The organism is Calothrix rhizosoleniae SC01 (assembly GCF_900185595.1).
Classification (GTDB): Bacteria; Cyanobacteriota; Cyanobacteriia; order Cyanobacteriales; family Nostocaceae; genus Calothrix_A; species Calothrix_A rhizosoleniae.
The window spans coordinates 1-7,863 of the sequence record NZ_FYBH01000370.1 but is presented as its reverse complement, the minus strand read 5'-3'; the positions used below and the strand labels follow the sequence as shown (position 1 = coordinate 7,863).

The window sequence follows — 7,863 nt, the reverse complement described above, 5'->3', positions numbered from 1 at the left end:
AATATCGATCATTAACTTTCTAGCTGCTAGTTATAGCATAGCTGCCTTTTGCTATAACTAGCAGCATCTTCACCCAGAAAGCATTAAAATACTTTAAGTAACTGTGTTTTTATCTTAAGTTGCTGGTAAAGCAAAGAAGTATATGACTGACGTTCCCGTAAATCGCATTCGTAACTTTTGTATTATTGCCCATATAGATCACGGGAAATCAACCCTTGCCGATCGCTTGCTGCAAGTCACTGGTACTGTGGAAAGGCGGCAAATGAAGGAACAGTTCCTCGACAATATGGATTTGGAACGGGAGCGCGGCATTACAATTAAGCTGCAAGCGGCCCGAATGAATTACAAGGCTAAGGATGGACAGGAGTATGTACTGAATTTAATTGACACTCCTGGACATGTTGATTTTTCTTATGAGGTATCTCGTTCTTTAGCAGCTTGTGAAGGTGCTTTACTGGTGGTGGATGCTTCTCAAGGGGTAGAAGCACAAACCTTGGCAAATGTATATTTAGCACTGGAGCATGATTTAGAAATTATCCCTGTTTTAAATAAAATTGATTTACCTGGAGCAGAACCAGAGCGAGTTATTGGCGAAATTGAAGAAATTATTGGCTTGGATTGTAGCGATGCTATCCAAGCTTCTGCTAAGGAAGGTATTGGTGTTGATGATATTTTAGAGGCAATTGTTAAGCGCATACCACCACCCCGCGACACCATACAAGAGCCTTTGCGGGCACTAATTTTTGACAGCTACTATGACAGTTATCGAGGGGTAATTGTTTACTTTCGAGTCATGGATGGTACTGTCAAAAAAGGCGATCGCATTAACCTGATGATATCAGGTAAGGAATACGATATTGATGAGTTGGGGGTGCTCTCTCCAACCCAAAAGCCTGTGGAAGAACTACACGCAGGGGAAGTAGGCTATATTTCAGCAGCAATTAAAGCCGTTAGTGATGCGCGGGTAGGGGATACCATTACTTTAGCTAAATCTATGGCTCCAGAGCCATTACCAGGCTATACAGAGGCAAATCCGATGGTATTCTGTGGCATGTTCCCCATTGATGCAGATCAATTTGAAGATTTGCGAGAGGCATTGAATAAGCTCAAACTCAATGATGCAGCGTTGCAATTTGAGCCGGAAACCTCTAGTGCTATGGGTTTTGGCTTCCGTTGTGGTTTCCTGGGTTTGCTACACATGGAAATTGTCCAGGAACGGTTGGAACGGGAATATAATCTGGATTTAATTATTACTGCTCCTTCCGTAGTTTACCGGGTAACAACGGTGAAGGGTGAGGAAATGTATATTGATAATCCTAGCCATCTACCTGCTCCCAATGAAAGGGAAAAAATTGAAGAACCCTATGTGAAGGTAGAGATGATTACTCCAGAAACATTTGTGGGGACCTTGATGGAGTTGTCACAAAGTCGTCGGGGTATATTTCAGGATATGAAGTATCTCACCCAAGGGCGCACTACTTTAACTTATGAGTTACCCTTGGCGGAAGTAGTTACGGACTTTTTTGATCAAATGAAGTCGCGATCGCGGGGATATGCGAGTATGGAGTACCATTTAATTGGCTACCAGGAAAATCCTTTAGTCCGGCTAGATTTAATGATTAATGGCGATCCTGTAGATTCCCTTGCCATGATTGTCCACCGAGATAAAGCTTATGGTGTGGGCAGATCAATGGCAGAAAAGCTGAAAGAACTTATCCCTCGTCATCAATTTAAAGTTCCCATCCAAGCTGCGATCGGTAGTAAAGTGATTGCCAGCGAACATATTCCCGCTTTACGTAAGGATGTACTGGCGAAGTGTTACGGTGGTGACATCAGTCGTAAGAAGAAACTACTACAAAAACAAGCAAAAGGTAAAAAGCGGATGAAATCTGTGGGTACTGTTGATGTCCCCCAAGAAGCATTTATGGCTGTTTTACGCTTAGATACACAGTAAGCAAGTTATTCAGTAATACCAAAATCCCTGGTTAGGTGAGAAGGGAAAAGGGAAGGAGGGAAAGAGAAAAAGAGTGGAAGAGGGAAAGAGTGGAAGAGGGAAAGAGTGGAAGAGGGAAAGATAAAAAATCTTAACTCTCAACCATCACTCCCTCACTCCCTCACTCCATCACTCCCTATACTCCCTAGGGTTGCTGAAGATGGTATGAGTTCCCATTTCCTAATTATCACTTGAATTTTTTAGGGGATGGGGCTGAAACCAGAAGCGAATGTTTTCTCCTTCTACTACCACCTCTCCTTCTCCAGTTTGAATGTAGAGTTTTCCCTGATTAAGACTAATATTCAAATTGCTACTGATGTCATCCTCCAATAAAGGTAAGGACGGATCTAATAGTTGATCGTATTCACTATCCTTAGCTCTAGATATCAAAGCAGATTGTGATCTTAATTGTTGATTATTTATTGGCTCGTCAGCAATAGTTTGTAAAACTTGATCATCATTATCATGACTAATTTGATATCTAGATGTTTCCTCTGGATTATCCAACCAGACTAAATAGTCCGATAAGTGTAACATTATTTCATCAGTAGCGGTGGTAATATATACATTTTCTTGACTAAATTCTACAGCTTCAACTTTTTGCCAATTATTCTCAGTAGCTACTAGCAAATCGGGCAGAAAAAAATGTAAACCTGACTTTATTTGCTGATATTGATGGTTACGCCAATGCCGCCATAAGACCCTAACTTCTGTAAAGTTCATTTTATAGTTGTCAGGAATGGGAAAATAATCATATTTAGTCCATCCATTATCTGTACTTTTTATTGGCATTAAATGATGCTCTAGTAGTACCTGGTTCATCAATTGCCAATAGCGAGATTCACGGTTGACGAGAAATGACTGAAAGTTGCTTTCTTCATCAACATTAGCCAACATATTTCCACTCTTTGTCATCAACAGAATTTTTTTACAGGCTGTTTCTATACGCAAATTCTGGTTGAACCATAATTCCGTTTCTCCCTGTACAAATTTCCGGATTAGAGTGATATCGTCAACTATATTCATAACTCATTTTTGGTAGCTAGATGCCTACCTGGAAACTGCCGTATATTAACACCAATCAGCAATGAAAAAGTGATTAATTACACATTCAGTTTAAAAAATAATATTCCGGATTATTAATCTATCAGATTGTAAAGATTCCTTTAATATAAAAACTCCAGCGTTTATAGAAATTTATTTTTTTGATATTTTACTAAGTAAAAATACGTATTTAAATATAATGATAATACTATAGGGATGGTAGAACTTACTTGCAAATATAGCGCTACGCAATTATGTTAGGACATTGTTGAAAGCTGAAACCTATGAGCAGTAAACTTATTACTTGCGCGTAGCGCTATAATACAGCAGGTTGCAGGTATTTGGCTTTTAATGCTTAATTTTCGGCTGTTTTTGGTTTCATCACTACCACACCATAAGCATCCGGAGATAGATATGTTTGTGCAGCTTGCATTAAGTCCTCACCACTTTGTTGATGAATATGTAAGGGATAATCAAAAGCTGGTTCCAAATCTCCTACTAATGATTGATAATAACCATATAAATTGGCGCGATCGCTTGGTTTTTCATTACCAAAAATAAACCTATTAGCCACTCTTGTGCGGATGCGGGCAATTTCTGCATCTTGCACTATTTCTGTGTGTAGCTTACGGATATGAGTAGCGATCGCAGCTTCTACCACAGGGATATTTTCCACGGTACACTGTGCAGAAATATAAAAGATACCCTGGAGCCGATTAGTTATATTACTCACAGAAATATGGGTAGCAATACCCCTCTCTTCTCGTAAATCCCTAACTAACCTTGATGTTCTTCCCTGTCCTAAAATCCCCGCCAATACATCCAAAGCATAGGTTTCTTCCAACTGCATCATACCAGGAACCCGCCACACCATCACCAATCTAGCTTTTTGCAGACTTTCATCAATAAATTCTTGGCGAATAATTTCAGTAAATGGTAATTCTGTATCAGGCTCTACTGGAGTAAAACTAACCCCTGAACCTTGATTTTTACTTGCTTGTGAAAATCCCTCCGTAATCGCATCGATCAACTCTTCCACGGGTAAATTACCTACAGCCACCGCCGTCATGGAACGGGGTTGATACCAAGTTTCATGGAAATCCCGCATTTGCTGGGGTTTAAGTTGAGAAATTACCGCCTCTGGACCCAATACCGGACGTTTATAAGGTAGTTTATTAAATGCAGTTTCCATCGCCCTTCTAAAGGTACGACGACGGGGATTATCTTCAGAGCGCCTAATTTCCTCCAAAACTACCAACCGTTCCTGCTCAAAAGCATGATCAGGTATACTTGCATTTGTGACCACATCAATTTGTAAGGTTGCTAATTCCACAAAGTCCTGGGGAGCAGTAGTAATGTAGTAATGAGTATAATCTTGACTAGTAGCTGCGTTAGTCACCGCCCCCCGTTCTTCTATGCGACGTTCAAATTCACCACTTGCCAGTTTCTCCGTACCTTTAAACATCATGTGCTCTAAAAAGTGAGCCATGCCATTGATATTATCAGACTCAATGGCGGAACCAATATTAACCCACAAGTTGAGATTAACTGCTTCCACAGGTATTTGCTCGGCGATGATAGTCAAACCATTGGATAACTGACGTAGCACAGGTGCATTCAAACGGGGAAATTTCAGCAGGGTTGATGTCATTGGTAAATTGGTAATGCTCCTACTTTTATATGTTGGCATAGAAATTTAATTGATGACCGAAGAAGAAAAGAATACAAGCCCCTAACTTTATTTATGGATCAATAATTAATAATTGTGCCGCGATGCATAATACCCTGTCCGGTTAAATACTTATCATTAGGACTGCAAGGGGGCAGGGGGAGAAAGAGTTTGGGTGATTTTTGCATGGATGGCAATATCATAAGTAATCAGGCGGACATGATATAAGTACTCTTTCGCAATAATTAGTTTATTGATGCAGTTGCTCATGGGGAAACCCCCAAGAACTCACTGTATTTAGATATGGAGTCAATCCAAAATCCAAAATCTAAAATTGTTATGACTGCAATGGAGTCAATCTAAAATCTAAAATCTAAAATCTAAAATTATTATGACTGCAATTGCAACATGGATAAAATGTCTAATTTAATTCTGGTGGTGGACGATGATCAATTATTGCGGATGCAAATGCGTACGCTATTAGAAGGTGAAGGATATGAAGTCCTAGAAGCAGTTAACTGTGAGGATGCAGTTTCTTTATATACTCAGTTCCAACCAGACATGGTACTGTTGGATGTAGTAATACCAGGAATGGATGGGATAATTTGTTGTCAGAGATTGCGGCAAATCCCTGGCAAGGAAAATATACCTATATTAATAATTACCACTATTGATGATTCGGCATCCGTAGAGAAAGCTTTTGCAGCAGGTGCTACGGATTATGTTACCAAACCAATGCAATTGTTTGTATGGCGGCAAAGAATCCATCGTCTTCTGGAAGCTAGTCATACCTTTGAAAAATTACGCCAACAAAGTGAACAGGCGCAAACTCAAGAGGCACAACTGAGGGTGGCACTGTCAGCAGCACATATGGGTACTTGGGAGTGGAATATTATCACTCAAAGAGTAATTTGGTCAGATAATAAGGAAGCAATATTTGGCTTGGAGAAAGGCTCTTTTGATGGTACTTATGAGGCTTTTATTAATTGTATTCATCCCGAAGATCGTGATTTTGTCAATGATTACATCCAACAGACTATTGAATCAGGTAGAGAATACAATCTAGAGTTTCGAGTTTTGACGCCCGATGGTAACATCCGTTGGATAGAAAGCAAAGGTAAAGTGTTTCGTGACTCTGCTGGGGTAGCAGTGAAGATGTCTGGGATAGATATAGACATTACTGCTCACAAGCAAGGAGAGTCAGCACTGAAGGAAAGTGAAGAACGCTGGCAATTAGCACTGCGGGGTAATAATGATGGGATTTGGGATTGGAATGTGAAGACTAATGAAGTGTTCTTTTCCGCCCGATGGAAAGCAATGCTTGGTTATGAGGAACATGAGATTACAAACCATATAGATGAATGGGCAAAACGCACCCATCCCGATGATATTGCCTGGGTGATGCAAGTAATTCAAGATCACTTTGACAAGAAAACCCCGTTTTATATCAGCGAACATCGAGTCTTGTGTAAAGATGGCAGGTATAAATGGATTTTAGATCGGGGGCAGGCATTGTGGGATGAAGATGGTAATGTAGTGAGGATGACAGGCTCACATACGGATATTACTGAACGTAAATTAGCAGAAGAAGAATTACAGCGTCAGAACTTGCGATCGCAATTATTCGCTAATATTACCTTAAAAATTCGCCAATCTTTGCAAATTGATGACATTCTCCAAACCAGCGTGACTGAAGTACAAAAATTACTCCAGGCAGACCGAGTATTAATCGTTAAATTGCTCCCAGATGGTGTCATTGCAGTTGCGGAATCAGTAGTTTCCGGTTTTCCTGTGGTTTTAGGAAAACATATCACTGACCCCTGTTTTGAATCGGATTATACAGAACTTTATGGTCAAGGACGAATTAATGCCATTAACGATATCCACCAAGCTAAAATTCAACCTTGCCATGTGGAATTGCTGGAAAGATTTGCCGTCAAAGCAAATTTGGTCGTTCCGATTATGCACCAAAATAAGCTTTGGGGGCTATTAATTGCCCATCAGTGTGCTCATACTCGTCAGTGGAATGGATGGGAAACACAATTATTGCAGCAACTGGCAGATCAAATTGGTGTTGCCCTAGCACAAGCTACACTTTTAGAAACAGAAACTCGCCAGCGTCAAGATTTGGTTCGTTCCAATGAAGAGTTACAACAATTTGCTTTTATTGCTTCCCACGATTTGCAAGAGCCTCTCCGGAAAATCAAAACCTTTGGCGATAGACTGAAAATTACCTGTGGTGATGCCCTAACTCCCAAAGGGCGTGATTACTTAGACCGAATGCAAAATGCTGCTTCGCGAATGCAGACACTAATTGAAGACTTATTGACCCTGTCAAGAGTTACCTCCAGAGGAGAGCCTTTTATCCGAGTCAATCTCATCCAAATTGCCCAGGAAGTAATATCTGATTTGGAAATTCCCATTCAGCAAACTGGGGCGACAGTAGAAGTACAAGATTTACCTAATATTGTTGCTGATCCCTTACAAATGCGCCAATTGTTACAAAACTTAATTGGTAATGCTTTAAAGTTCCATCGTCCAGAAACATCACCCATTGTCAAAATTTATAGTCAAGATCATCAATCCCAAGTAAATAAATATGCAGGTAGTGAATGTTTTCAATTGATTATAGAAGATAATGGAATTGGGTTTGAAGAAAAGTACTTACAACGTATATTTAATGTTTTTCAACGGTTGCATGGTCGTAGTCAATACGAAGGAACTGGTATTGGTCTAGCAATTTGTAAAAAAATTGTTGAACGTCATCATGGGAGTATTACTGCTAGGAGTCAACCAGGACAAGGGGCTACTTTTATGATTACATTACCAATCCATTTATATTAAGGTAAGGCTAAGTAGCTTTAACAGTTATCAACTGTTAGCAACTTCATGAACAAATCATTCAAAGTTGGAGAGGATGATACAGGATTTTGCGAATCAATGAAGTACTAATATCAATCATAAAGCTATTGTGGTATGGGCATTATCGCCAGACCATTTGTACTTCACCCATATGAGATATGCCGTAAATTTAGAAATGTTTTAGTATTGATTTAAAAAGAGAATAAATATAAAATATCGTAATGTAAAAATAGTTTAGATATAAAAAAAAACAATGTTTAGCCCTTAGTTTATCAATATGGGACATTGATAATTC

General features: G+C 39.6%; 4 protein-coding genes. 2 read left to right on the top strand and 2 right to left on the bottom strand.

Going from position 1 to position 7,863, the window contains the following annotated elements:
- Positions 1-142 precede the first annotated feature (142 nt).
- On the top strand, positions 143-1,954 hold the full coding sequence (gene lepA / locus CALSC_RS22675) for a translation elongation factor 4 (protein ID WP_088243511.1): 1,812 nt from the start codon (positions 143-145) through the stop codon (positions 1,952-1,954).
- A 219-nt stretch (positions 1,955-2,173) separates the two neighbouring features.
- Here the strand turns inward: lepA and CALSC_RS22670 are convergent, their stop codons facing one another.
- Complete coding sequence (locus tag CALSC_RS22670; protein WP_088243510.1) at positions 2,174-3,019, bottom strand: hypothetical protein; 846 nt, start codon at positions 3,017-3,019, stop codon at positions 2,174-2,176.
- Positions 3,020-3,392: 373 nt separating this feature from the next.
- On the bottom strand, positions 3,393-4,688 hold the full coding sequence (locus CALSC_RS22665) for a M16 family metallopeptidase (protein WP_088243509.1): 1,296 nt from the start codon (positions 4,686-4,688) through the stop codon (positions 3,393-3,395).
- A gap of 435 nt (positions 4,689-5,123) precedes the next feature.
- Here CALSC_RS22665 and CALSC_RS22660 point away from each other — a divergent pair, with 435 nt between their 5' ends.
- Positions 5,124-7,550: a PAS domain-containing protein gene (locus CALSC_RS22660; RefSeq protein ID WP_088243512.1), complete on the top strand. Its 2,427-nt coding sequence runs from the start codon at positions 5,124-5,126 to the stop codon at positions 7,548-7,550.
- Positions 7,551-7,863 lie beyond the last annotated feature (313 nt).